The 24,822-nt window shown below is 36.7% G+C and carries 22 protein-coding genes; 15 read left to right on the top strand and 7 right to left on the bottom strand.

The annotated features are described in order from the left end of the window. Positions 1-92: 92 nt before the first annotated feature. On the top strand, positions 93-818 hold the full coding sequence (locus I6F54_RS08065; protein WP_007586691.1) for an SIMPL domain-containing protein: 726 nt from the start codon (positions 93-95) through the stop codon (positions 816-818). A gap of 15 nt (positions 819-833) precedes the next feature. On the opposite strand, the gene I6F54_RS08070 is transcribed toward I6F54_RS08065, so the two are convergent. Beyond that, positions 834-2,186, bottom strand: a complete 1,353-nt coding sequence (locus tag I6F54_RS08070; RefSeq protein ID WP_197140678.1) for a DUF2254 domain-containing protein — start codon at positions 2,184-2,186, stop codon at positions 834-836. A 153-nt stretch (positions 2,187-2,339) separates the two neighbouring features. Between I6F54_RS08070 and I6F54_RS08075 the strand changes: the two genes are divergently transcribed. The 14 genes from I6F54_RS08075 (at position 2,340) to I6F54_RS08140 (ending at position 17,194) form a co-directional block, all read left to right on the top strand. Beyond that, complete coding sequence (locus I6F54_RS08075) at positions 2,340-2,711, top strand: MAPEG family protein (protein ID WP_007586689.1); 372 nt, start codon at positions 2,340-2,342, stop codon at positions 2,709-2,711. Between the two features lie 14 nt (positions 2,712-2,725). Beyond that, positions 2,726-3,358, top strand: a complete 633-nt coding sequence (locus I6F54_RS08080; RefSeq protein WP_197140680.1) for a sulfotransferase — start codon at positions 2,726-2,728, stop codon at positions 3,356-3,358. Positions 3,359-3,405: 47 nt separating this feature from the next. Next, complete coding sequence (locus I6F54_RS08085) at positions 3,406-3,978, top strand: tRNA-(ms[2]io[6]A)-hydroxylase (protein ID WP_007586685.1); 573 nt, start codon at positions 3,406-3,408, stop codon at positions 3,976-3,978. Positions 3,979-4,191: 213 nt separating this feature from the next. Then, positions 4,192-6,111, top strand: coding sequence for a pilus assembly protein N-terminal domain-containing protein (locus tag I6F54_RS08090; protein ID WP_165728636.1), 1,920 nt, complete (start codon positions 4,192-4,194; stop codon positions 6,109-6,111). After that, positions 6,108-6,785, top strand: coding sequence for a tetratricopeptide repeat protein (locus I6F54_RS08095; protein ID WP_165728635.1), 678 nt, complete (start codon positions 6,108-6,110; stop codon positions 6,783-6,785). The genes I6F54_RS08090 and I6F54_RS08095 overlap by 4 nt, the downstream gene beginning before the upstream one ends. A 372-nt stretch (positions 6,786-7,157) precedes the next feature. Further along, a complete protein-coding gene (locus I6F54_RS08100) occupies positions 7,158-7,547 on the top strand; it encodes a hypothetical protein (protein ID WP_010552792.1) in 390 nt (129 codons plus the stop codon). 97 nt (positions 7,548-7,644) lie between these two features. Next, positions 7,645-8,409, top strand: a complete 765-nt coding sequence (locus tag I6F54_RS08105) for a hypothetical protein (protein WP_165728634.1) — start codon at positions 7,645-7,647, stop codon at positions 8,407-8,409. A gap of 6 nt (positions 8,410-8,415) precedes the next feature. Continuing rightward, positions 8,416-9,714 (top strand): CpaF family protein, encoded by a 1,299-nt coding sequence (locus tag I6F54_RS08110; protein ID WP_165728633.1) that lies wholly within the window; start codon positions 8,416-8,418, stop codon positions 9,712-9,714. Continuing rightward, on the top strand, positions 9,707-10,582 hold the full coding sequence (locus tag I6F54_RS08115; protein WP_197140688.1) for a type II secretion system F family protein: 876 nt from the start codon (positions 9,707-9,709) through the stop codon (positions 10,580-10,582). Before I6F54_RS08110 ends, I6F54_RS08115 begins: the two co-directional genes overlap by 8 nt. Then, positions 10,579-11,394, top strand: coding sequence for a type II secretion system F family protein (locus I6F54_RS08120; protein WP_165728631.1), 816 nt, complete (start codon positions 10,579-10,581; stop codon positions 11,392-11,394). Before I6F54_RS08115 ends, I6F54_RS08120 begins: the two co-directional genes overlap by 4 nt. A gap of 9 nt (positions 11,395-11,403) precedes the next feature. Then, positions 11,404-12,570, top strand: coding sequence for a hypothetical protein (locus tag I6F54_RS08125; protein ID WP_197140691.1), 1,167 nt, complete (start codon positions 11,404-11,406; stop codon positions 12,568-12,570). After that, positions 12,567-15,446 carry an ATP-binding response regulator gene (locus I6F54_RS08130; protein ID WP_197140694.1) on the top strand — a complete coding sequence of 960 codons (2,880 nt, stop codon included), beginning with the start codon at positions 12,567-12,569 and terminating at the stop codon, positions 15,444-15,446. The genes I6F54_RS08125 and I6F54_RS08130 overlap by 4 nt, the downstream gene beginning before the upstream one ends. A gap of 37 nt (positions 15,447-15,483) precedes the next feature. Further along, entirely contained in the window at positions 15,484-15,909 is a 426-nt protein-coding gene (locus I6F54_RS08135; RefSeq protein WP_010552799.1) for a response regulator, read from the top strand. A 460-nt stretch (positions 15,910-16,369) separates the two neighbouring features. After that, on the top strand, positions 16,370-17,194 hold the full coding sequence (locus I6F54_RS08140) for an alpha/beta fold hydrolase (RefSeq protein WP_165742007.1): 825 nt from the start codon (positions 16,370-16,372) through the stop codon (positions 17,192-17,194). A 420-nt stretch (positions 17,195-17,614) separates the two neighbouring features. Here the strand turns inward: I6F54_RS08140 and I6F54_RS08145 are convergent, their stop codons facing one another. The 6 genes from I6F54_RS08145 to I6F54_RS08170 form a co-directional block, all read right to left on the bottom strand. Beyond that, on the bottom strand, positions 17,615-18,574 hold the full coding sequence (locus tag I6F54_RS08145; RefSeq protein WP_197140696.1) for a sugar-binding transcriptional regulator: 960 nt from the start codon (positions 18,572-18,574) through the stop codon (positions 17,615-17,617). A gap of 248 nt (positions 18,575-18,822) precedes the next feature. After that, complete coding sequence (locus I6F54_RS08150; RefSeq protein WP_007377154.1) at positions 18,823-19,824, bottom strand: ABC transporter ATP-binding protein; 1,002 nt, start codon at positions 19,822-19,824, stop codon at positions 18,823-18,825. A 10-nt stretch (positions 19,825-19,834) separates the two neighbouring features. Further along, entirely contained in the window at positions 19,835-20,665 is an 831-nt protein-coding gene (locus I6F54_RS08155) for a carbohydrate ABC transporter permease (protein ID WP_197140699.1), read from the bottom strand. Positions 20,666-20,667: 2 nt separating this feature from the next. Beyond that, complete coding sequence (locus I6F54_RS08160) at positions 20,668-21,540, bottom strand: carbohydrate ABC transporter permease (RefSeq protein WP_002960879.1); 873 nt, start codon at positions 21,538-21,540, stop codon at positions 20,668-20,670. Positions 21,541-21,685: 145 nt separating this feature from the next. After that, entirely contained in the window at positions 21,686-22,990 is a 1,305-nt protein-coding gene (locus I6F54_RS08165) for an ABC transporter substrate-binding protein (RefSeq protein ID WP_197140702.1), read from the bottom strand. Between the two features lie 152 nt (positions 22,991-23,142). After that, positions 23,143-24,471 (bottom strand): hypothetical protein, encoded by a 1,329-nt coding sequence (locus tag I6F54_RS08170; protein ID WP_197140705.1) that lies wholly within the window; start codon positions 24,469-24,471, stop codon positions 23,143-23,145. Between the last annotated feature and the right edge of the window lie 351 nt (positions 24,472-24,822).

Genomic DNA, 24,822 nt, shown 5'->3' on the forward strand with positions numbered 1-24,822 from the left:
AAACAGGCAATTGCCTGTTTTTTTGTGCTTGTTCATATTTAATTAACCACGTAAGGTCTTTAATAGCATTTACAAAATTAAAGGATCGACTAATGAAAACACTGACTCTTGTTTTAGGTAGTGCACTGGCTTTAAACGTACTTAGTTTTGATGCACTCGCGGCAGCGACACCCGATGCTCCTCATATTTATGTTAAGGGCGAAGCGACTCTTACTACAATGCCAGATTACGTACAGCTTAGTGTAGGTATTACCGAAGTTGATAAAGACTTAATTGCAGCTAAAAATAAAACCGACTTAACCATCGCTAAGGCAATTAAGCTCGTAAAAGAAATTGGTGTTAAAGAGGGAGATATAAACGCCGGGCAAATCTCAATAAACCGTGATAGCCAATACAACCGCACTACCGGTAATCAAGAATTTAAAGGCTTTAAGGTTTCTCGTACGTTAACAGTAAAACTCAGCGATATAAATAAATACCCAGAGTTACTACAAAGCTTAGTTAACAACGGTATTAACGAAATTAATCAAACGCAATTTTTAGCAAGTAACTACAACGAGCTGCATAAAAAAGCGCAAAAGTTAGCAATTAAAGACGCACGGGATGCAGCAAAAGAGTTTAGTGAAGATTATGGCGTTGATTTAAAAGGATTATATAGCGCGTCACTAAGTCCACTCAATGTGCAGTCGCAGCCGTACATGCGTGCAGAAAAAGTAATGATGGCTGATAGCGCACCAAGTAACTATGTACCTGATGCCTACCATGCTGGAGAGATTAAAGTAACAGCGTCAAGCTATGCTGTGTATTACATAGACTAAAATTGTTAGATATCTTTACTTTTGGTGGTGCTCAAAACGTGCCACCAACTTCTCACCTTGCTCCTGGCTAATACGCGCTATTGAGTTAAGCATATTAGTTACTTCGCGTCTGTCGTATTCATTAGTTACATGCTCATTTATGTCATCAACAATTGCATTTAAATAATTAAATAAACTGTTTCGTGCATCGGTATCTTTATGGGCAACAAACAAAATATTTTTAAATGCCTCAAGCACGTTTGTCATTACGTATGCATCGCCTTTGGCGTAATTACGCAGCGGTGTAAAGTTGTCGTGTAATAACTCATCAAAGCTTGTTTCATGAAGGTATAACAATGGGGCATTATCACTGTGCTTAAACGAGTAGTTAATATCGTTAATTGACAGCCTTTGGATAAGTAAAATACTCAGCATATCAATTGATTTAACCGCAGTACCTGGATCGTTGATACCCGGGCTCATTGCCTTAACTGCAATCTCAGATATTTGCGTTAACCCATAACGGTAATGATCGCTAATGTACTCTTCTATATAAAAAATAAAGCAGTCGAGAATTTTATTTATCAGCTCTTCATCGTTTGCTATATCTTTATTACATTTTAAAAACGGGTAACCTTTAACTGTAAAATAGCCTTGGTTAACAGAGATATACACCTTTATATCTTGCTCTGCCAAAATGGCACACAGCTTATCGGTATGTACGCCTTTATAATATCCCTCTGTTTTACTGCTTACCGAATGCCACTTGCTAAAGTCTGGAAAGTCTTCAACTGGGTTCTCTTGTTGTCTTAGTATTATTGTTTTAATTTCGTTTTTAGTTTGGCTAAACAAGCCATTTAATACGTTATCAACCTGAATGGCACGAGAGATTGAATGTATAAAAAACACAAATAAACCTAATGAAATCAAGCCAAAAACAAGTGCAAACAACACACCAATTGAAGGAATAGCCGTACTGCCACCTTCAAGTTTATTAATGTTTATAAGCATAATAATTGAGTAAATTATGCTGCCTAAATAAAAGCCCAAAACCATTTGGTGTGATTTACGCGTAATAAGCCCAGGCACTACGCGGGGCGATAAACTCGCACTGGCCGAATTTAAAACCACCATTACCATCGAAAAACTAAACACGGTAAGCGAAATAATACTCCCCGCTAAAGTGCTTAAAATAGTACGCGCGTTTTCGGCGCTATCAACAAGTACAACCGATATAAACGATTTTAGCTGCTCAATAGGGGCTAAATATTCAACCGACATAGTTATAATGGCAAATACTAAAAAGCCCACTGAAAGCATAGAAGGGTAAAAGCCAATACTGTTAATCATTTCACGGTAACTGTCGGCTACTTTGCGAGGTACAAACATAAAATCCTTATGTAATTTTCTACTTACTTAATACCCTTAGCTTAGCATAGGCATTTATTAAACTTCTGATAATGCTGCTCAAATTTATATGTTATTATCACGCCCACAATAATAAAGCGCATGCTTATGCGATAAAAATAACAGGAAAACGCCGTGATCATTTCAACTTATGCTGCATTACTTGCATTCTTTTACATTTATTTGAGCTTTAACGTAATAAAAGTGCGCCGCGCGGAGCAGATATCACTTGGTGATAATGGTAACGCAACGCTACAACGTGCTGTGCGTGCCCACGCTAACTTTATGGAGTACGTGCCAATTGCTTTAATTTTGCTTTTTTTAGCAGAATACCAAGGGCTTGCTAGCCATTACTGTCATATATTAGGTGGTGCGTTATTAATAGGGCGTGTGTTTCAAAATTTAGGCATAGTAGAAAAAAGCCTGAAATATCGCCAAATTGGTACCATTACTACATTTTTGGTGATTATTGTTAGCGCCTTTGTATTGCTAGTGACACGTGGCTAATTAAAGAAAAGTTAATGAGCAAAATATTTATAATAGGTTTACCGCGTACCGGCACTACTAGTGTGTGCCACGCATTTTTAGAGCTTGGTATTACAACGGCGCATACCGCGTATACTAATGCTTGTTTTGAAAATGCTAACGCGATTGCCGACACTCCCATATTTAATGACTTTAAAGCGCTTGATATTCATTACCCAGACTCTAAGTTTATTTATTTAGAGCGCGAACTTGGTGCATGGCTTGTATCAATAAAACAGCTTTTAACGCGTATGCACACTAATTTAACCCGTGCAGACGGGGGCTTTAATATTCATATAAAACGCTGTTATTTAAATACGTTTAGTGAGCTTTCGCTTAATAATATTAGCGACGATAGTTACTTAGCTCACTGCTATAAAACACATTTTAATGATGCTCAAACGTACTTTAATAACCGTGACAACGATTTTTTATCCATTGATATAGCAAAGCCTGATAGCTATAAAAAGCTATGCAATTTTTTAGCGTTAAAAAGTGATAAAACTGATTTTGAAAAAATGAATATGGGCGGCAAAGTTACCGCGTGGAACGATATTAAACACCCGTTAAAAGTTGAATCTACGGCTAAAGGGCGGATAGATAAATTACTGCCTTACAAGATTTTTTAAATCAAATACGTTAAAATCCCCGCATTATTATTTAAGTTGTACAGAACATGTTTGAATTAAAATACCACACCCCATTTGAATGGACCGAAGTTGTCCTTGCTGACTTTAATACTTTTTTACAAGATCACGCCGCTGCAGAAAAAAAAGCATCGGGTATGGCTATGTCTATGCTTTCGCATTATCCAGACAAACGTAAATTAGTAAAAGCTATGACCGACTTAGCGCTAGAAGAATTAATACATTTTAAACAAGTACTTAAATTGCTTTTAGAGCGAGATGTAAACTTAGGTGACGACAAAAAAGACCCGTACATAAAACAAATACGTGCACTGTTTAGACACGGTCGTGATGGTTTTTTAATGGACCGATTACTGGTTGGCGGTGTAATTGAAGCACGTGGCCACGAGCGTTTTTCTTTAGTTGCACAAGCGCTTCCTGAGGGTAAAGAAAAAGACTTTTATGTTGCTATTGCTAAGTCAGAAGAAAAACATAAAAACCTATTTGTAGAACTAGCTTACGAATACTTTGAAAAAGAAGAAGTTGATGTTCGTCTAGAAGAGCTGCTTATAGCTGAAGCTAAAATCTGTGAAAGCATCCCGTTTACAGCCGCTTTGCATTAATTAAAACTAGCGTAAAGCGTATTTTCACTCGCTTTGCGCCACACACCTCTGCTCTTATTTCTTTGTTAACCTCTTCATGAATTGTTGATTTGCAATTTGCGAATCAAAATAATAAAAAACACGTTTATACATCTTAATCCACTGATTATAAATACAAAAACCCTTGGTCTCATACTTGCTACCTATACAGTAAGCAAATTGAGGGAAAGGCTTATGTTAAAATTTATTTTTATACTATTACTAATATCTTTTACCGCTATGGGCAGTGAAAGTCATTTAGATTATATAGAAAATGCAAATGGTGAGCGGGTACAAAAAGTATCGCACTTAGTTAAATGGACGCATACTCGCTTTGTGTTTACCCGTGATATTTCTCGTATTGCACTTGGCCACGAAACAACACTTGATGTGAACGTGGTAAATGGCCGTGAGCTACTAATTTTAGCTAAAAAGTTGGGCCGTACATCTATGATGGTGTGGTACGACGATAAAAGCTCTGAAACATTTTTACTTGGCGTAACCGAAGACTACAGCGTACTAGAAAATGCCTTAAACGACATCCATCCTGACGTACAGCTAACCATAGCGCCTGATCGCCATGCTGTTGTATTACGTGGTGAAGTACCTACTATAAATTATCGTCATGCCGCTTATGAAGCTGCAAAAAACTACCTTTATGCCAGTAGCTCACAAGCATCACAACCCGTTATCACCTCAAATCCTAACCAAGGTATGTTTAATTCACTTGCTCAACGCTTGCAAGGCTTGGGTAACGCAAACGGCGGCAGCTCTCAAAACTCGAGTAAAGTCGCTATTATTAATTTAATAAAAGTAACTCAAGCACCCAAGCCTAAAGAAGAACGTATTAGCGAAGTAATAAAATCAATGGGCGCAGATAAAGTGACCATTAAACGCATCTCGGTTGATGAGTTATCAAATGACGACAACGATGTGTTTTTACTTTCCGGCTCTGTAAAAAACCAGATAGAGCTAGTGCGCTTATTAAATACAATTAATAAATTATTCGAACCAGAGCAAGCATTACAAACTCAGGGTTCTCCTCTTGATCCTAATAATTTAATGGGCGGCGCAACGCAGGATAAAAGTTCAGGTATTGAAGTACTTGCCAACGAGTCAGGCGGTTTAATAAATGATGCTACCTCAGGATTAAATTTAAGTAATGTGAGTTCTAATATTGCAAGAGCAACGTTGCTGTCAGTGGCTGGCGGTAAAGTTTTGTCGAGTATTGAAGTTGAAGATTTACCGCAAGTGCGTGTATCGGTGCAGCTATACGAAGTAAATCAACGTAGGTTAAAGCAATGGCGCCCAGATATTAGCGTGCTCTCTAATGGATATGAAAAAGAAGCGGGTTTATTTGGCCGTGACGGTATGACTAATCGTGAATCTGGCTCTGCAACAATAGAAAATGCGCTGCAATTAATTGGCGGTCAATTAACTAATAACTTACAGCTTTCTACCTCACAGTTTGCCATTGATATGTTATTTTCATTACTTGAACAAGAAGGTATTTCTCGAACGCTTTCTCGCCCTACAATCACGGTTTTAGCCGGTGAAAGTGCCGTGTTTAAAGTCGGTGGTGAAGTACCTGTACCTACAAGTTATAGCCCTTCAGGAATTACAAGCGGGCAGCAAGGTAGTAGTGGGTCGGTGTTTAGCGGTACAGAATTTAAATCATTTGGAGTTGAATTAAATGTACGCGCCATGGTTGACGACAAAGACAGAATAACACTTGATCTAAACCCTGTAATTTCATTACCCGATACCACGTTAACCGCCGAAATTGCACAAAGTACAGGCAGCAGTTTAAACAGTAGTGCATTTAATACACGCAGCATGCAAACATCAACACGTTTAAAAGACGGACAACCTCTTATTATTGGTGGCTTAATTAGCACCGATAACAACGCAAGCCACGACTTTGTACCTGATGGCAACGGCAATAGCATGCTAGGAAAGTTAAGCGAAACAACCAGTAAAAGTGAAAACAACCGCGAGCTAATTATTGTTGTTACTCCAAACCTGGTGCGTGAGCCAATTAATACCTTACGTTCGTGGGAGCAGGCAAATATAGACACCCAGTTACTTAGTTACATACAGGAGCAAGGCCTATGAAAATATTTTATATAATTTTACTGCTTACTTTATCGGGTTGCGCTCATATTGATTACAAGCCAACAGTAAATCCTTACAACGCGTTGAGTGACATCGTTAAAAAATACCAATTAAATTCCCAACCATTAAAGTGTGAAGGTATAAATGCAAGTAACTGTTTAAACCTAGTGCATGAGGTGAATCAGTTAATGCTTGAACACCCCGATAACAAGGCAATACTTTCAATATCGGCCTACGTACTTTATAAAAGTGGCCGTGCTAATCAATCTCAACAAGTTATAAACACATTACTGAATAAAGCTAATCCACCATTAAATGCAATTACTTTAGGGGTTACGTTAGCAATAGAGCAAGGTAATTTAGCTAAAGCAAAAAGTATTGCTCAATACGGCGTTGATGTTTTTGGTACACATGCTTCACCATACCTGCAAATGGCCTCTATACATTATGCTCAGGGCAGTTACGTTATAGCTTCAAACTACTTAGAGCTTTCGGTTAAGTTTGGTTTAAATAGCACTGCCTATTTTTACCATAAAGGGTTAATTGAAGAAGCTAATACCAATAATTTATTGGCTTGTGGCTACTATGAGCAAGTTTTACGTGCAGAACCCACGCATAAAAAAGCACTTGCTAGGCGCGGTAAACTCTCCGTTTTAGGTAATTGTTATTCTTAAGGCCTTCTGGCCTTTTTTTATACCTAAAATTTGGCATTATTTAGGGCCAAAACCACTTTATTATTTATCAAAAATACAAGTAAAGCTTACGCTCATCCTACGTTTTATACGTAACCTCACAAGACTGCTTTTAATATTTACCCCTTACACTATCCATCAGTTTTAATAATACTTTCAATAACGTAAACCTAGCATTATTTATCTAAAATATTTTTAATATTGATTTGCATTTTGCAAATCAAAAATTAAAACATCTAATAAACAGTAACCATTAAAAACATAACCAACTGTATTTAATAGTTATTTATAGCTGGCATGGTCCTCGCAATATGTAAAGTGAGCATAAGCTCTTCTAATTTAAAGGCTACGATTATGAAAACTATTAAACATAACTTAAATAGCAAAAAGCAAAAAGGTTTTGTACTAACGTCAGAGCTAATCATTCTTTCTACTTCAATGGTAGCAGCACTTGTAATTGGTTTATCTACATTACGTGACTCGGTAACCAGCGAACTTGAAGATGTAGCTGAAGCAATTGGCTCACTTGACCAAAGCTATGTATTTGACGGCATGATTAACGCCGAAGGCACTGCTGAAGTGTCTGGCTCTGGGTTTGTAGATTCAGTTGATGTGTACGCAGGCGATGGTAGTTCATTCACTTTTGTTGCATCAGACTTTAGTGAAAGTGCCGCACTTGTTAATGCTACACCAAGCGGCGATGCTGCAACTCGTACAGCAGCTGGCGGTTCGCAAGGTAACTAACGCAAGGTAACCAATATAAGGCAACCAGGTTTGAATACCAAGCTTAAGGCTCACTGCCACAAAAGTGTGGCAGTGAAAGTTACTCTGGAGGAATATTATGAAAAGTAAAAGTAACAAAGGCGCAACCACAGCGGCTCTCACATTACTCATCACCTCTGGCATGTTAGCTTCGGCTTTGGGCATTAGACAGGTAAACGATGAAAATAGCGTAACAGCGTGGGTAGTAAACAAAAATATGTCGGCCGGTCAAACAGTTACCGTTCATGATGTAGAGCAAAAAAGTATAGATCCAAGTAACTACTCAAATATTGCACTGAGCGTTCAAAATCCGCGTGCATTAATTGGTCAAAAATTAGCAACTAATAAAATGGTTGAGCAACCCTTGTTCGACACTGATTTTATTAGAGCGAAAAGCCAAAATTTGTCAGAAGCCATACCGGCAGGGCGTGTTTTATATACTTTAAAACTAAATACCTTAGATATCCCGCTTTCGCGTATACACAAAGGAGACCGACTCGACATAGTCGCTAAAACTAATCGCTTAGTAAGAACAGTTGCCCGTGATGTACAGCTTATTGGTGTTTCGAAAGGTCCTAAATCTCAAGCCGCAAAAAGTGGCGTAATGGATAATTTAGCAAAAGAGACAAGCTCCGCTGGCGGTGTTTCGTTAGTCCTTGCGGTACTTCCAAAAGATGTTTATTCATTGGCTGGTATAGATAATGCCGACAAAGTATCAATTATTGTGCATAGCGCTTATGACATTGAACAAGGTCGTTTGCAAAACTTTTCACGCTTACAAACCAGTCGCACAATCGAAGTGGTTAAAGGCGTTAAAAATGAAGCTGTATATGTAGCTAAGTGAGTTTTTATGTTTAATTTTTCAAGCAAACATGAAGAAGTTCAAACCAGTTTAAGTACCTTTGAAGAGCTTAAAAAGCTATTGCACGATGCCGTTATCGAAGAGTACGAACAAGAACCAACCGCGCTTTTATCAAGTAACGTTCTCGAAAAAATCTCTGCTTTGTGCAGTGAAATTCCACAATTTAATCAATCTTCATTTAATCAACACCAACAAGAGCAGGTTGTTCAGGCTGTATTTGATGAAATTCAGGGTCTGGGTCCTATTGCACAGTTTATGCTGGACGATCAGGTGAGTGATATTTTAATAAACGACACGCAAGATATTTGGATTGATAAACAAGGCAAACTACTTTGCACAGCCAGTAAGTTTGATGACGAACGCCATTTACGCCGATTTGTTGATCGCTTACTTGATGGTTGTGGCCGACAAGTGAATGCGCTTATGCCAATTGTTGATGGCAAACTAAAAGATGGTAGCCGTGTTCATATTATTGTACCGCCTGCGTGTACCAGCGCAGCTATTGTGTCTATTCGTAAGTTTAACCATAAAAAAATAAACGATGACTTTTTAGTTAATAACCATTTTTTAGATAAAAACATCCTATCATTTTTAAAAAGTGCAGTTAAAACAGGCGTTAATATTTTAGTATGTGGCAATGCCGGGGCTGGTAAAACGTCATTATTAAACGTACTTGCCAACTCAATTAATCCGAATGAACGTGTTGTAACCATTGAAGAAAGTGCTGAGCTTAATTTGCATCACAACCACGTTGTGCAATTAGAAGCCCACGACACAAACAGCGATGGTAAAGGTGCAGTTAGCCTAAGAGATTTAGTAAAAGCAGCCCTTAGAATGCGCGCAGATAGAATACTTGTTGGAGAGGTACGCTCAGGCGAGGTAATCGATATGCTCCAAGCAATGAACTGTGGTCACCAAGGTTCGATGACGACCATACATGCTAACAGCGCAAATGATGCCGTTATTCGTTTATCTACCTTAGTGCAGTTACACAATGCACAACTGAGCGATACCCATACAAGTTCGCTAATCGCGTCGAGTATTCAACTTATTGTGCATGTTTCTCGCTCAACTAATGGCACCCGAACTCTAAAAAGTATTGGTGAAATTAAGCGTGTTAATGGCGGCGCACATTTTAGCCCGCTTTATAGTATTAACGAAGCAGAGCCTGTACAAAGTGAGTTAATAGATAACTCAAGTGTTATTGAGTTTATGAAAGGCCAAGGCGCAAATGCAAAAGAATTAAAAGCATTACTGCACAATAACCCGGAGGCTAACAATGACTAAACTTGATTATTTATTAGCTATAGCGGCGGTTATAACCTTTGTACTTGCAACTAGTGTGTTGGTTTCTTTGTATGCTAAAAATAAAAGCAGCCAAGGCACTAAAAAAGTAGATATTTTAGAAGAAAAAGACGTACTTACTCTGTCACTACGAGTGCTAGGCTTAAACATAAGTAACGCATGGTTTATAAGCATGGCGTGCTCGCTCTCTAGTAGCTCATGGTTTTTAGCTAAATTATATTATCCAGAGGCATCAACCAGCGCGTTTATTATTTCAATCGTGGTTTTTGTAACCTGTTTTATAACTGTGATTGACTTGGCTCATTATAAATTAGCAAAATTTGAGCATCATTTTTTAGAATTTATTGAAACCGTACAATCGTGTTTAAGCACTGGGCTATCGCTACAGCAATCAATGCAGTTTGCTGATGAACATGCAGACCCATATATAAAAAAGCAAAGCACCTTACTAATACAACGCATGAGCATGGGTAGTGATGCCGAAACATCATTTGCTCCTTTAATCCAAAGATACAACTGCGAAACAGTTAGATTGTTTGCCCATAGCATCATTACTCATACACAAAGCCAGTGTGATTTAACTGACATGCTAAAAAGCGTATGTAACATGATGTCACTCAGAACTCTCGATCGCCAACAGCTAAAAGCAAAGCTATCGGGTACTAAATATGCGGCTGTATTTAGTGGCTTTTTACCTTATGCCTTAATTCCTTTATTTAGCTATACCGATCCTACCTGGTTTGAACCGTTACTAAACGATCCCAAAGGAATCGCATTTATAACAGTTGCACTTATTTGTCAGCTATTTGGATTTTTGTGGCTACGCCTTAGCTTAAGGGTAACATTATGATTGATATACTTTTACTTATCGGACTTTTAGTAAGTATGGGGTCATTTATCCATATTCATAGGCAATCTCTTAAAGTTGAATTAGATAAACCCGATACTAAAAACATTAATTGGTATCCGCTAATCATCATCTCTAAACGTCAACTAAGACAAGCAGGGATTCAAATTAATAAAATATTAATAAGTCTGTACTGCTTCAAAGTGGCTGCTACTTTTAGTGCATTTACGGTTATAGAACTAACAGGTTATGAGCTGAGCCAATCGATTAAATTATTACTGTGTTTTATGTGTTTTTTTGCACCCGAATGCTGGTTTTTATTACGTAAAAATCAACGTCAAACCACTATTAATAATAGTTTAGAGTTTTTTTTACGGGTGTTACTGGTTTACATGCGCGCTGGATTTTCACTAGAGCGCTCATTTGCACTGGCGGTTGATCATGGATTAAATCAAAAACACCCATTGTACAAAGAGCTAAAGTTATTTTTATTCGAACTAAGCGCAGGTAAAGATCGTGAATTTGCATTTAATTCACTTTTTGAAAGAACCGGCGTATTAGGAATTAAAAAGCTCGCCAACTTAATGTTAATAGGGTCAAAACTTGGTACGCCACTTATCCAAGCAGTAGAGGCTCAACTTGAAGGCCTAGCTCTAAAAAAGAACATTTTACTCGCTAAAAAGGTAAACAAAAAAGCGATGCACACAACCTTTCCAATTATCTTAATTTGTTTTCCGATGTTTTTGGTATTGGTGTTTTTTCCCGCAGCATTACAAGTAATGAACGTACTTAAAATGCTTGTAGAAGTGTTATAGGAGCCTGATATGAAAAAGCATTATCAACAAGGGTACATACTTACTATTGAGCTTATATTAATTATTACAATTTTAATTATTGGCTCAATTGGTGGAGTTATTTTAGTCAGGGATGCCCTTATTAAGCGCCATCAAACTAAAGTAGATAATCAAATTACTGTCGTTGATGCTAACAATAGACCACTCGGTATTGCAGTAAGTTTTGATGAGCACCAAGCACCACTCGTTTTTTATACAGACCGGGGAGCAAACAGCACATACAGAGCACTAATAGGCATACGAGATGATAGGTTTACCTCGCGAGAAGCTGTTTATTACGATGCTCCAAATTGCCAAGGTAATCCGTGTTTAAAGGACTTAAGCGACGAAGCAACAGACAGCCAAGGTGTGAGCAAACTAAATAATACCGGTAATGTAAGTTATATAAATGCGCTGCAGCAAGGTCCAAATTATGCAATAGGGCAGTTAGGTAATACCGTTATTGGTCAGTTATTAAGAAGTACACCACAACAATGCCCTGCTAATAGTGAACAAATTCTATCTCGTTATGTATCGCAAAAAGTAGTAACAGGCTCACCTTGTGAAAGCTTTGAAATAGATAAGCAGCCGGCCGACAGCAGTTGTTTAGTTGGGGTAACAGCTTTAGGTAATTCACTTTTAGGTACAAGCGATCAAGGTTTATCGCAATCGTGTGATACATGCCAAACGGGGTACGAATCGCAAGGTGACATACTCGATTTATATTTACCCCAGGTAGAACCGCTTTTAAATACAGCCCTTAATGCACTGTCATTAGTTGGTATTGGAACAAGTGTTGATATAGAGCTTGGTACAATATGCTGCCCAGAAGGGACACGCTTAGAAGAAGATGAAAACATTGTAGAGACACTTGTTTTCACTATTTTACAAACTACATTTGAGCTCGCCGGTATTGATTTAGTAAATAACCTTATTATTAGTGAAACACTGAGCTTAATAGGGATTGAGCCAGGCATTACATATTGCAAAACATCACTTAATTTAGTTAATGCAGAACAAGTAATTAATATCACTACAGGCGAACCTGCACTTAGTAGCTTAACACCACCATTTAAAGTTTTACTGCCAGTACACAGCGGCCAAAACAGTACAACGTGGATACATACTCCCCCTAAAGGGGAAGGAGAACGTCAATGAACGCCTCAAATATATTTACCTCACATGCTAATGTAGCAGATACACAAACTGATGAAATATCAACAGAAATTAAAGAAACGCTAACACTACTAATACAGTTTTATGATGTTCCAATTGTTAAATTTATCGATTTTAGAGAAGTTTATTCAGAGCAGTTAATAACCTGCAACGATAAAGAAAGCGTCGAAAATGAGTTATTAAGCTATCAAAAACGCTGTACACAAGAAAAACTATATCTATTTGAAGATACTTTTTTTGATGATGTATCAAACAACACGCACAAATTAATTCGTTTTTATGCACAATATCCAATTTATAGTGTCACTAATAAATTAATTGGCGTAGTGCTGATGGCCGATTTAGCACCTAAAACATTAATAGGTTCACAAAAAGATCAGTTTATTTCATTTGCTCAATTATTGCAGACACAGTTAAATAAAAATTCAGATTTAGTAAGTAATCAAAGTACTAATCCTGCGAAAAAAAATTATAGGGAAAAGTATATTCATATATTTAGTTTAGCGCCCGTCGCATTCTTAATTGCATTAGTATTATGTTCATTCACTGCATTACTTCTTTATACTATTGAAAAAAAGGAGCTGCAAAGTAATTACAATCAACAAACCCAGCAATTACGTAAAACGTTATTTAATGCATTAGAGCGATTTGATAATCAAGGATTGTATATATCTCAAAAAGATTTAGTTATTGCAGGCTTTTTGCAAAGCCAAAATAACCATAAAAAAGAGCAACTTAGTAATTTAGTGCAGAGTCAGGTTTCACAAAATTTAACTTACAAAGGGTATGTTGTGTTTGATTATGAGTATAACCAGCTTGCACTTTGGTCAAAAAACAATTTTGATTTAGCCGCGTATGGGTTTACAAACTGGTTAGAAAAATTTAATAAAAGAGCGAATAAACAAGCAGTAGAAGTATTTACGGTTGCTGATACGGCCTTCTTAATTTCTGAAATAAAAATAAAACAAGGTTCTATTTATACGCTTACAGCATTTGATTTAAGTAAGTTTTTAAAAGCCGTTATTGGAAAATTAAACACTGAAAATTATAACGTTTTTATAGCAACACCACAGTTTACTTTAGGAAAACAAGGAGAAGTAAACCCGAGTATAATTAAAAATAGTATTAGCGCTTTAAGCAGTCGTTTTCCACCTACTTGGCGTTTGCATGTGCAACCAATGAATAAAATAGTACGACCACAAATAACTAAATACAGTTTAATTAGATTAGGGTTAATCTCTTTTTGTGTATTCGCGTTTGTGTATTATTTTTTACGTTTACCAAGGCGTTTACACAGTGAAATAAAACAAAAAAATCAGTTAATACTCAATAGAGAGGAGCTTTTTTCAAGTTCTCTGGATGCACTGCCGCATGGGTTTGCTATTTTTAATAGCCATGAATTTCCTGTGATTACCAACAATGCTTTTAATCTTTTATTTGCACAGGTGAATAAACAAAACAGTCAGCTATCGTATAGCCAGCTGATAAGTATTGCGCAGCAGCATAATATTATAAATCACTACCATGAACATCATAAGCTTGATGATGACCGTAACCAATTAATAGATATAGGTTTTACAGACGGGAAGTGGATAACTGTATTACAAACACATACAGATTTTAATGGTTTCGTTTGCTACTTTAGAGATGATACAGAGGCACATCAAAAAGAATGTTTACTCGCTGATGTTCTCGAAAAATCAAAACAGACAAATCAATTAAAAGAAAAATTTGTTACAAGGCTTAGCCGTCAGTTAAAAACGCCTTTATCATCTTTAAAGTCATTAGTTGAAATATCTAAAGATCCAATAAGCTTTAACGAATTTAAAAACAATGTGGGGAATATTTCTGATGCATGCGACCAGCTCGAAAGTGTAATTCAGCAACTCGTAAATATAAATAAATCGGAAATAGGTAAGTTAAAGCTTCAGGCCAAAAACGTAAACCTAAATCAAATGATCAATAATAATATGTCGATTTTAGCTAAAGAGGCTGAAAATAAAAGAATCGTTCTTAAAAATAATATTACGCCTGAATTAATGGTCGCAAGCGATGAAAAGTTAATTTCTCAATTGGTTATTCAATTAGTGACTGAGGTTTTGGATTCATCAAATAATACAACGCTTTCAATTAACGCTCAGATTAAAAATGAAAGTAAACGTAATTACTTATACCTCGATTTTTCATTAAGTAATTTGATCGACAGTAGTAACTTTATAACTGAGCTTAAAAGTATATCGGGTGATGATATAACGCGCTTTATAGATGATAAAGACGTGTCATTAGAGTTAAAGTTTTTTATTTCAATATTTAAAATGTTAGGTGGTAAAGCGATAATTGTAAGTAGTAACGCGAATAAATCAACGATATCACTTTCTATGTTGGTCAACATAGCAACCAAACAAGGTAAAGACAATGAGCAAGAAGTACCAAGTAGCTCGTTAACAAATAATGATTTAGTAAAAGCTAGTTTAGTAACTAACAAACACCAAAACACGCTATTACTGGTTGATGACGATCCTCTTGTTGAGATTGTAATTAGAGCGATGCTAAAAAATGAGAATATTAAAATAGATTACGCGCGCAGTGCAATAGAAGCGATGTTGATGGTATCGCAAAACAGTTACGACATTATTTTAATGGACATAGTAATGCCAGAATTGTCGGGAACTGACGCTATGTTAAAAATTAAAAAACACAGTGACAATTTGAAAACTAAAATAATTGCGCATACATCGACACCCGATACAGATTCAAAATACGTTAACCAGGGCTTTGATGACATGCTATTAAAACCAGTAAAACAAGGTGTATTAATAAACCAAATAACACGCATTTTAAAAGATAAGTCGTTATAAATTAGCGTATATTACTGGAACAGTAATGAGGTAAAACATGAAAAACACTATTGAAAATATGGCTGAAGTTATCGAGTTTAAAGTAACGCCAATAAATAAAACTAAACGACTGCTTTTAGTAGATGATGACTTGCTAATAGAAATAGTAATTAGAAAAATGCTTAACGAAGAAAATATTTTAATAGATTTCGCATCAAGTGCTATAGAGGCGCTACTTATGGTTTCTCAAAATATTTACGATATTATTTTAATGGATATAGTAATGCCGCAATTTACAGGCACCGACGCAATGCTAAAAATAAGAAAGCATGCTGACGCATCAGCAACAAAAATTATCGCTCATACATTTAGTGAAAATGAAAATAGTGATAACAAGTATGTAAAGCTTGGGTTTAACGGCCTGTTATTGAAGCCAGTTAAGCAAAGTGTATTAATAGAAAATATTAGATATTTTTTGGAATGATAAATAGAAACAGTAGGGCGGTTAACTATTTTTTATTTATAGCTTACTAAAAAGTTAAATTATAATTTTTGAAAGCACTAATATTTATTAGTGCTTTTGCGTATATGAACCTTTAATTTATTTAAATTTGTAAAAGTTCTTTAATAAGAATAATTATTTCAAATTATTCCTTCAAAGTATTACAAACTACGCTTTTGTAATTGTTGCATATATAAGAGTCATCGTTTCACACTTCCTAAAGCAATTTAATAATCATAATTATTAAACCTATAATTTTATGGGGTAAGTAAACTAACTTAGCCTAGAGCCTACGTATCACAAGGGTTTAACTTTAAAAACATTATGATGCTTCAATAACTAATAGATACTCATCTTGGGATGAAATTTGCTTTATAGGCTTATATTCCGGTTTTATCGGTTACTAAATATTATAATTTTTTAAAATTAACGAGGCAGAAATATGAACAAAACACAGTACGTTACAGTAGAAGGTCATAAAATTGCATACCAAGAAATGGGTGAAGGCACACCTTTATTATTAATACATGGTATACCAACCAATAAATTTTTATGGCGAAATGTGATGCCAAAACTTGCATCACAACATCGAGTAATAGCGCCTGATTTACTAAACTTTGGTGAATCTGATATGCCAATTAACACCGATGTTTCTATAAATGCGCAATGTAGAATAATGTGTAAGTTTATGGATGAACTCGGTATTTCTAAAGTTAATATTGCTGCACATGATATTGGTGGTGGTGTTGCTCAATTAATGGCTGTAAATCATCCGGATAAAGTAAACGGGTTGGTTTTAATTGATAGTGTATGTTTTGATTCTTGGCCAATACCAGAATTTGAACCTTTGCTAGAACCAGGTGTAGAAGAAAAAACAACTGTAGCTGAATTTGTGGATACATTAAGAGATTTCATGCCCAAAGGTGTTTACGACTCGAGCGTAATGACTGAAGAGTTGATGAAAATATACTTAGCACCATGGAGTAATGAAAAAGGAAAAGCCGCTTTATTTAGTAACATGCGCAGGCTCAATAAAGAATATACCGAAGCTATTACAGGCGATCTTAAAAGCTTACCTCATGAAACACTCATAATATGGGGTAAAGAAGACAAGTTTCAAAAGCCAAAGTATGCGCCAATGTTAGAAGAAGCAATTCCAAATTCATCATTGATTTGGATAGATAGAGCCGCTCATTGGGTTATTGATGAACATCCAGATAAAGTGTCTGATCTTATTAGTGAATTTATGAATGATAAAACATTCTAGTGAATTACTAGGTTTATTAAAAAGCTATTTGTTTCAATACGTTAAGTTTGATTGGGTAAAGTAGCGAATAGGCAATCATTGTAATACCGCTTGATAATATTAATAACCAAGCGGTATTTTTATATGTTCAAGAAGCTAATACCGTAAATGGGTAAGACACTGACTATTAAGATAAGTAGGTTAATGCTTATTAAATAGTCAAAATATCGCGTTTATACGTTAATTAATGAAGGTGAGTAACTTGGTTATGTATTTATTTATGCTATTTAACATAATATAAATTATAGGTAGTTAATGCATATATAGAAAGAGCGCTTAAATGCGCCCTTACTATGTCCAATACTAGGCGGTATCGGACATTAGGTGGTTTTATTACAATAACAGGTATTACTAATACAGATACTTTATTTATCAATTTGTTTAATCAATACTTAATAAACGCTCAGCTGTATATTCGTTAGTAATTAATCCACTGATCATGTTTGACCTTACTGCGCCTAAAATGGCTAACACTTTTTCTTCGCCAGCAGCTATCGCATAAATCTGTTTGTTAGCATTTGTTTTTAATGGCGTACTTGCTACACGCTGATTAACTGTACAATCTAAAAGCTTACCGTTTTTATCAAACACCCAACTAATCATTTCACCAATGGCACCGAGTTCTTGTAACTCTTTAAGTTCTTGCGCATCAATAAAACCATCTATATGTAATGGCGATTTTTCACCTAAGCTACCAATACCCACAAATGTTACATCGGCATCTTTAGCGAGTTTTAAATTACCGGTAATATTTTGTTGTGCATGTAACTGTTCTTTTTCTTCAATACTTCTTGGTAAAACTGGCAATGGCATTGGGTAATGTTTTGCATTGGTGTGTTCGGCCATTCTTACTACAACATCATAAGGTGAAGCCGATCCATCCAAAGCCATATTACCTAGCATTGCTACAATTTTATGTTGCGGACAATCAACAGTTCTTAGCTCATCTACACATGAACGTAAAACTCGACCGGTTCCCATAGCAAGTACTTTGGGTTGTTCTGATTTTAAATGACGTTCTATTTCAGCCGCGCCAGCTTGAGCCAAACCAAGCGTAGACGATGGTTCAGACGGATCGCTCGGTACAACTTCACACGAATCTAACCCAAAACGGCTTTTTAATTTTTCGGCCAAGTCCATACATTTAGCAATCGGGTGGTCAAGTCTAACTTTAATTAGACCTTGGCTCACAGATAATGCGACCATTCTTTGTGCAGATTGACGAGATATATTTAGCTTTTTAGCAATTTCATCTTGTGTGTTACCGCCAACATAATATAACCACCCTGCTCTGGCTGCATCATCTAGCTTTCTAATTTCTGTATTTGATAGCTTTACCACGTAAACCTCTTAAAATAGAAGGAAAACTAAATCCTTATTTTCATTACATAATTTTAATTATATGTGCTGCTATATAAATTATTTTATTAATTTTGGAATATCTATTTATCAATAACGTTTTTGTTATTTATAATTGTAAATATACCATTCCTTAATAAAAAATACCTCGGTTTCATAGGATTATGTAATTAGAATTTAGTTAATAGCACCCTTATAAAGGTGCTATTTAAGGTAATTAAAAATTGGCTTTAGCGAATAGTTAAACCGTTATTATCAAACTTTAATACTTTATCTGCTGGTGCGCTTAGGTAAATACTGTCGCCATATTTTAATGGGCAATCACCATCTGCTTTTACTGTTACGGTCCCTTTGCCTTCAATATTTATATGTAAAAAGCTCTCCGATCCTAAATGCTCAATTACACCTACAGTTCCAGCCCAAGTACCTTGCTCAGTAGAGAGTGTTATATGCTCTGGTCGTATACCAATACAGCTAACATTCGCATCTTCATTTTGTGGAGCATCTATAAAATTCATTTTTGGCGAACCAATAAAACCAGCTACAAATTTGTTTACAGGGTTTTTATAAAGCTCTAAAGGTGTGCCTACTTGTTCAATAATACCGGCATTAAATACCGCGATTCTATCTGCCATTGTCATGGCTTCAACCTGATCGTGTGTAACATAAATCATTGTTGTAGCTAAACTTTTATGTAATTCAGATATTTCTAAACGCATATTTACACGTAGTGACGCATCAAGATTTGAAAGTGGTTCGTCAAATAAAAATGCCGAAGGCTGACGTACAATTGCGCGCCCTATCGCTACACGCTGGCGCTGACCGCCCGACAATTGCCCAGGCTTTCGGTCTAAATAATCGGTCAAATTAAGTATTTTAGCGGCATTAGCAATTTTACTTTCGATTTCTGCAGGGCTAACCTTGGCTCTTTTTAAAGGAAAAGCAATATTGTTACGCACTGTCATATGCGGATATAACGCATAGGATTGAAACACCATTGCTAAGCCTCTTTTTGCAGGCGGTGTTTTTGTAGCGTCAATGCCGTCAATTTCTATATTACCACTGGTGGTATCTTCAAGACCTGCGATCATACGTAATAATGTTGATTTACCACAGCCCGACGGACCGACAAAAACGATAAACTCACCGTCTTTAATTTCTAAGTCGAGCGGTTTAATTACGTTTACTTCATCAAAGTTTTTAGTGACTTGTTTTAGTGTGATGCTGCCCATGTGTATTCTCCTATTTTACTGCGCCGAAACTTAATCCACGCACTAATTGTTTTTGACTAAACCAACCAAGTATTAAAATTGGCACAATGGCCATGGCAGATGCTGCCGATAACTTAGCGTAAAATAACCCCTCAGGGCTTGAGTAACTGGCAATAAATGCCGTTAAAGGTGCAGCATTTGCAGCGGTTAAAATAAGTGTCCAAAACGCTTCGTTCCACGACAAAATAACATTGAGTAATAGCGTTGAGGCTATACCCGGTAAGGCTATTGGCAATAAAACATGGAATATTTCTTCACCAATTGTTGCGCCATCCATACGAGAAGCTTCAAGTATTTCGTTTGGTATTTCTCTAAAGTAGGTGTAAAGTATCCATACCATTATTGGTAAGTTAATGAGTGTCATTACAATCACTAAACCTAATTTTGTATCGAGTAACGCAAAGTCACGAAACAATAAATAAATCGGAATAAGTACGCCTACTGGCGGTAACATTTTGGTTGAAAGCATCCACATTAATAAATGCTTTGTTTTTTTAGTTTGTACAAAAGCCATAGACCACGCAGCAGGTACCGCAATTAATAACCCTAGTAAACTTGAACCTAGCGATATAACCACAGAATTCCAAAAATGGGTAAAGTATGGCGAACGCGACAGTACATCGCGGTAATTTTCGAGCGTCCAATCAAACGCATATAAGCTTGGGCTTGCTGAAATTGCTTCGGCTTCCGTTTTAAAACTGGTGATTAACGTCCATAAAATTGGAAAGAAAATCATGCCGCTTATTGTCCATGCAGCAATGGTATAAATTAGTTTGGAACGACGGCTATCTTTTATAGTCATAATTAACCCTCCAAGTTTTTGCCAATTAAGCGCATTAAAAATATAGCGACTATATTTGCAATAATAACTGCAACTATGCCCCCTGCCGAACCGCCGCCTACATCAAACTGAAGTAGCGATTGCGTATAAATTAAGTACGTTATATTGGTTGACGAATAACCAGGACCGCCACTAGTTGTGACTAATATTTCAGCAAAAATTGACAGTAAAAATATAGTTTCGATTAATATAACCGCAGTTACAGCGCGCGATAAGTGCGGTAAAACGATGTAAAAGAACTTACTAAATGGGCCAGCTCCGTCCAAATCAGCCGCTTCTAGTTGTTCGCGGTCTAATGATTGTATTGCTGTTAGCAGTATTAAAGCTGCAAACGGTAACCACTGCCAAGACACAATTATGATGATTGAAAATAACGGCATTTGAGCAAAAAAGTCGATAGGTTCAAAGCCAAGCCAAATCGCAAAGTGTGCAAATAAGCCATTAACTGGGTTCATTAGCATGTTTTTCCATACCAATGCCGACACAGTTGGCATTACAAAAAATGGAGCTAATACCATAATGCGAACGTAGTTTCGTCCCCATATTGCTTGGTCTAGTAAAATAGCTAAGCCAATACCACCACAAATAGTGATAAGTAAAACCCCAGTTACTAGGTAAAGCGTGTTAAAAAATGATTCAAAAAAAGCCGGATCAGTTAGAAAAAATTCATAGTTTAAAAAGCCTACAAACTCTTTATCCCCTGGAACGAGTAAGTTGTAATCAATAAATGAAAAATACAGTGTCATACACAGCGGAACTATCATCCAAGCAAGTAATAAAATTACACTAGGAAGAAGCATAAACCGAGCAAGCGTGCGCGAGTTAGTTGTTGCCATAAAGGTGACCTTAAAAAAGCCAATACTATTTACTCTTAGCTACCGAGTGAAAATCAGAAACCCTTGATAGCGTTTATAACTAACAAGTAAATAGAGTTGACATAAAATATTGGGTAAGTTTGAGTACTTACCCGCCCATTACATGCTATTTAGGATAGCGAGCTTTACGCATTGTTCGCTCAACAAGGTGCTGAGACGTTCTAAGCGCTTGCTTAACGCTCATTTGGCCAGTTAATGCTGCTGAGAATTGTTGCCCAACAGCTGTACCAATTCCTTGAAACTCAGGAATAGCAACAAACTGAATACCTACATAAGGCACCGGTTTAACGGTTGGATTTTTAGGATCTGCAGATTGAATAGAATCTAAGGTAATTTGCGCAAACGGTGCTGCGTCCATGTACTTTTGATTACTGTAAAGTGATTTACGTGTACCTGGCGGTACTTTTGCCCAACCTTTTTTGTCGGCTACAAGTTGAGTGTATTCTTTAGATGTTGCCCAGCTAATAAATTTCATTGCGGCATCTGGTTTTTTGCTGCTTGCCGGTACGGCTAAAGTCCAAGACCATAACCAGTTACCGCGTTTACCCAGACCGTTATCTGGCGCAAGTGCAAACCCTACTTTATCGGCAACTTCTGAATCTTTTTTGTTAGTAACAAATGCGCCTGCAACGGTTGCATCAATCCAAATACCACATTTTCCGGTTTGAAATAGTGCAAGGTTTTCATTAAAACCGTTTGCAGATGAACCAGCAGGACCAGATTCTTTCATCACATCGACATAATACTGAAGGGTATTTTCCCACTCTGGGGTATTAAACTGTGGCTTCCAGTTTTCATCAAACCAACGAGCACCAAACGAATTTGCCATGGATGTAATAAGCGCAACGTTTTCGCCCCAACCTGCTTTACCACGTAGACAAAGGCCATAAACACCTTCTTTTTTATCGGTCATCGCTTTAGCAGCTTTGCGTATAAAGTCCCATGTTGGGGCTTTAGGCATAGTTAGCCCTGCTTTTTCCATTAAGTCAGTGCGGTACATAACCATTGAACTTTCACCATAAAATGGTGCAGCATAAAGCTTATCGTTAATCGTTAAACCGCTTCGGATTGCAGGTATTAAATCGTCTAAATCGTAGTTTTCACCTAAATTATCCAGCTCTTTTAGCCAATTTTGCTTGCCCCAAATAGGTACTTCATAAGTACCTATGGTCATTACATCGTATTGGCCGCCTTTTGTTGCTACATCGGTAGTGACACGTTGGCGAAGAATGTTTTCTTCTAGCGTTACCCATTTTAGGTCTATGTCAGGGTTTTGGCTGGTAAAGTCACTGCTTAATTCTTTCATGGTAATCATATCACCATTATTTACAGTGGCTATTGTAATCGTTTCTTTTGCAACAGCGCCCATGCTTATAAAGCCACACGCGAGCATAATTAATTTATTTTTCATCGGGTATTCCCCATACACATTATGTTTTAACAAGTGCTATTAAATTTCAATCAATTACCAATTCTATTTATGGCAGTTTTAACGCATAAAACTGCCCGCAAAGTGCCTTTTTAGGTCCTTTGTATAAATAGTTAGACTAGTTGGATAATGACTTAAAATTTAACAGATATTTCAGAAGTGAAGCCGTCAAATCCTTTACCGATTTGGCCGCCCGAATTAACACCTTCTACTTGGTTAACATACTCAACTTTTAAAAGCGTTTTATCGTTAAACCAGTAACCTGCGGCTACTTGAATACGCTCTACTGTGTTGTCTGTCTGTTCAATTAAGTCGGAAGTGTTTTCGGCTTCTGCATAACGAGCCGCTACATATAGCTTTTTAGGGATTAGATATTGTTGTGCTTCAAACACGAAGTACTCAACCGATGAGTCGCCTTCTATTACACTGTTTGAATCAAAAGTCGTGCCATTTTCATCAGCTATGCCGTTTGTACCAAAGTAGGTAATACCGGCAACTGCATTACCAGCGGCATCTGCGAACGTGTAGTCATCAGATGATTTACCAACCATAAAAATTAAGCTAGTTTCGTCAGATGGTTGATAAGCTAAGTTAAGCTGGATGATTGATTGCTCAAGCCCTGGCATTGCGCCAACATGAGTGTCACGCTCGTTCGAAGGTGACGCTGAGAAGTTATAGTTTTCACCATCGCCAAAGCGATAGTTTGTTGTGGTTACACCATCAAGACTGGCTACACCGTTTTCAAAACGTAACTGGTCGCCTTGATTGGCTTTTAATAAGTTTAAACCTGCTTTAAAGCCACCTTCAAATTCTAGAGTACCTTGAAGTCGGTAGTTATAACCTCTGTCTTCTTGAAACGCTTCACCGAAACTTGAAGTCGTAATGTGACCTGTAACATTATAAGCACGTACTACACCACTATCGAAAGTTTCGCTGTAACTTAGCTGTGCGCCGTTTTCTGCGGTTGCGTAATCGGTAATACCATTACCAATAAGTGCATTACTTTGGTTATCTGCGCCGTCTTGAAAACCTTTAAATTGAAATGGTGAGCCACCAATATTACCCAAACGCAGTGTTAAATTTGCGTTTTCTTTTGGTGTGCCATAAAGACCTAGTAGGTCAAATTCAACACCTGCAAAATCGTTGTGAAATGAAAAGTCACGATCTTCGCCACCAAAGTCATTAGGCTCTTCTGCAATATCTATATCGGCAGTGATGAACTCGTTAATATGAAATTTAAGCATTAGATTAGCTCTAATACGGCCAAATCCTGATTCTTGTTCTTCATCTTCTGGACGAAATGCGCCGTCTTTAGCTTGAATTGACTGAAAGTTTTGCATTAGTAAAAAGTCTACGTCAACGCGATCTAAATATTCAGAAATATCAGCCTGTGCTGGAGCCGATGTAGCCATAGCTGCCGCTATGAGAGAAATTGCAAATTTAGTCTTTTTATTATTCAACATAATAAGCTCTTTATTTAGTGTGGTGTGTGATGCCAACTTTATTAAATTGCATATTCATTTAATGAAATTGGTATTAATTCAGTGTGTATAGATGAGGCTGGCTGAGCAAAACATTAAATAGTTAATGAAATTGCACTTGTGAGCATAAGCCCATCTACTGAGCATAATCACAGAATGAATTTAGAAGGTCAACGATTTTTTATTACAAAACGTTTACAAAAAATCGAATTTTTATGTAAATATTTTTGAATCAATAAGTTAAGTAGCAAATTTGTTACATCAGATTTTGAGGAAATAAAGTGTAGGATTAAGGGATTTATTGTAGATACGTCATTATTGTTCAATACAATT

Source organism: Pseudoalteromonas sp. SWXJZ10B, assembly GCF_015864475.1.
Classification (GTDB): domain Bacteria; phylum Pseudomonadota; class Gammaproteobacteria; order Enterobacterales; family Alteromonadaceae; genus Pseudoalteromonas; species Pseudoalteromonas arctica.

Excerpts from the sequence above, each read along its gene's own strand:
- I6F54_RS08085 (WP_007586685.1), top strand. The coding sequence starts at position 3,406 with ATGTTTGAATTAAAATACCACACCCCATTTGAATGGACCGAAGTTGTC.
- I6F54_RS08105 (WP_165728634.1), top strand. The coding sequence starts at position 7,645 with ATGAAAAGTAAAAGTAACAAAGGCGCAACCACAGCGGCTCTCACATTA.
- I6F54_RS08155 (WP_197140699.1), bottom strand. The coding sequence starts at position 20,665 with ATGACTATAAAAGATAGCCGTCGTTCCAAACTAATTTATACCATTGCT.
- I6F54_RS08160 (WP_002960879.1), bottom strand. The coding sequence starts at position 21,540 with ATGGCAACAACTAACTCGCGCACGCTTGCTCGGTTTATGCTTCTTCCT.
- I6F54_RS08070 (WP_197140678.1), bottom strand. The coding sequence starts at position 2,186 with ATGTTTGTACCTCGCAAAGTAGCCGACAGTTACCGTGAAATGATTAAC.
- I6F54_RS08095 (WP_165728635.1), top strand. The coding sequence starts at position 6,108 with ATGAAAATATTTTATATAATTTTACTGCTTACTTTATCGGGTTGCGCT.
- I6F54_RS08065 (WP_007586691.1), top strand. The coding sequence starts at position 93 with ATGAAAACACTGACTCTTGTTTTAGGTAGTGCACTGGCTTTAAACGTA.
- I6F54_RS08135 (WP_010552799.1), top strand. The coding sequence starts at position 15,484 with ATGAAAAACACTATTGAAAATATGGCTGAAGTTATCGAGTTTAAAGTA.
- I6F54_RS08150 (WP_007377154.1), bottom strand. The coding sequence starts at position 19,824 with ATGGGCAGCATCACACTAAAACAAGTCACTAAAAACTTTGATGAAGTA.
- I6F54_RS08140 (WP_165742007.1), top strand. The coding sequence starts at position 16,370 with ATGAACAAAACACAGTACGTTACAGTAGAAGGTCATAAAATTGCATAC.
- I6F54_RS08130 (WP_197140694.1), top strand. The coding sequence starts at position 12,567 with ATGAACGCCTCAAATATATTTACCTCACATGCTAATGTAGCAGATACA.
- I6F54_RS08170 (WP_197140705.1), bottom strand. The coding sequence starts at position 24,471 with ATGTTGAATAATAAAAAGACTAAATTTGCAATTTCTCTCATAGCGGCA.
- I6F54_RS08080 (WP_197140680.1), top strand. The coding sequence starts at position 2,726 with ATGAGCAAAATATTTATAATAGGTTTACCGCGTACCGGCACTACTAGT.
- I6F54_RS08125 (WP_197140691.1), top strand. The coding sequence starts at position 11,404 with ATGAAAAAGCATTATCAACAAGGGTACATACTTACTATTGAGCTTATA.
- I6F54_RS08100 (WP_010552792.1), top strand. The coding sequence starts at position 7,158 with ATGAAAACTATTAAACATAACTTAAATAGCAAAAAGCAAAAAGGTTTT.
- I6F54_RS08110 (WP_165728633.1), top strand. The coding sequence starts at position 8,416 with ATGTTTAATTTTTCAAGCAAACATGAAGAAGTTCAAACCAGTTTAAGT.
- I6F54_RS08120 (WP_165728631.1), top strand. The coding sequence starts at position 10,579 with ATGATTGATATACTTTTACTTATCGGACTTTTAGTAAGTATGGGGTCA.
- I6F54_RS08165 (WP_197140702.1), bottom strand. The coding sequence starts at position 22,990 with ATGAAAAATAAATTAATTATGCTCGCGTGTGGCTTTATAAGCATGGGC.
- I6F54_RS08115 (WP_197140688.1), top strand. The coding sequence starts at position 9,707 with ATGACTAAACTTGATTATTTATTAGCTATAGCGGCGGTTATAACCTTT.
- I6F54_RS08090 (WP_165728636.1), top strand. The coding sequence starts at position 4,192 with ATGTTAAAATTTATTTTTATACTATTACTAATATCTTTTACCGCTATG.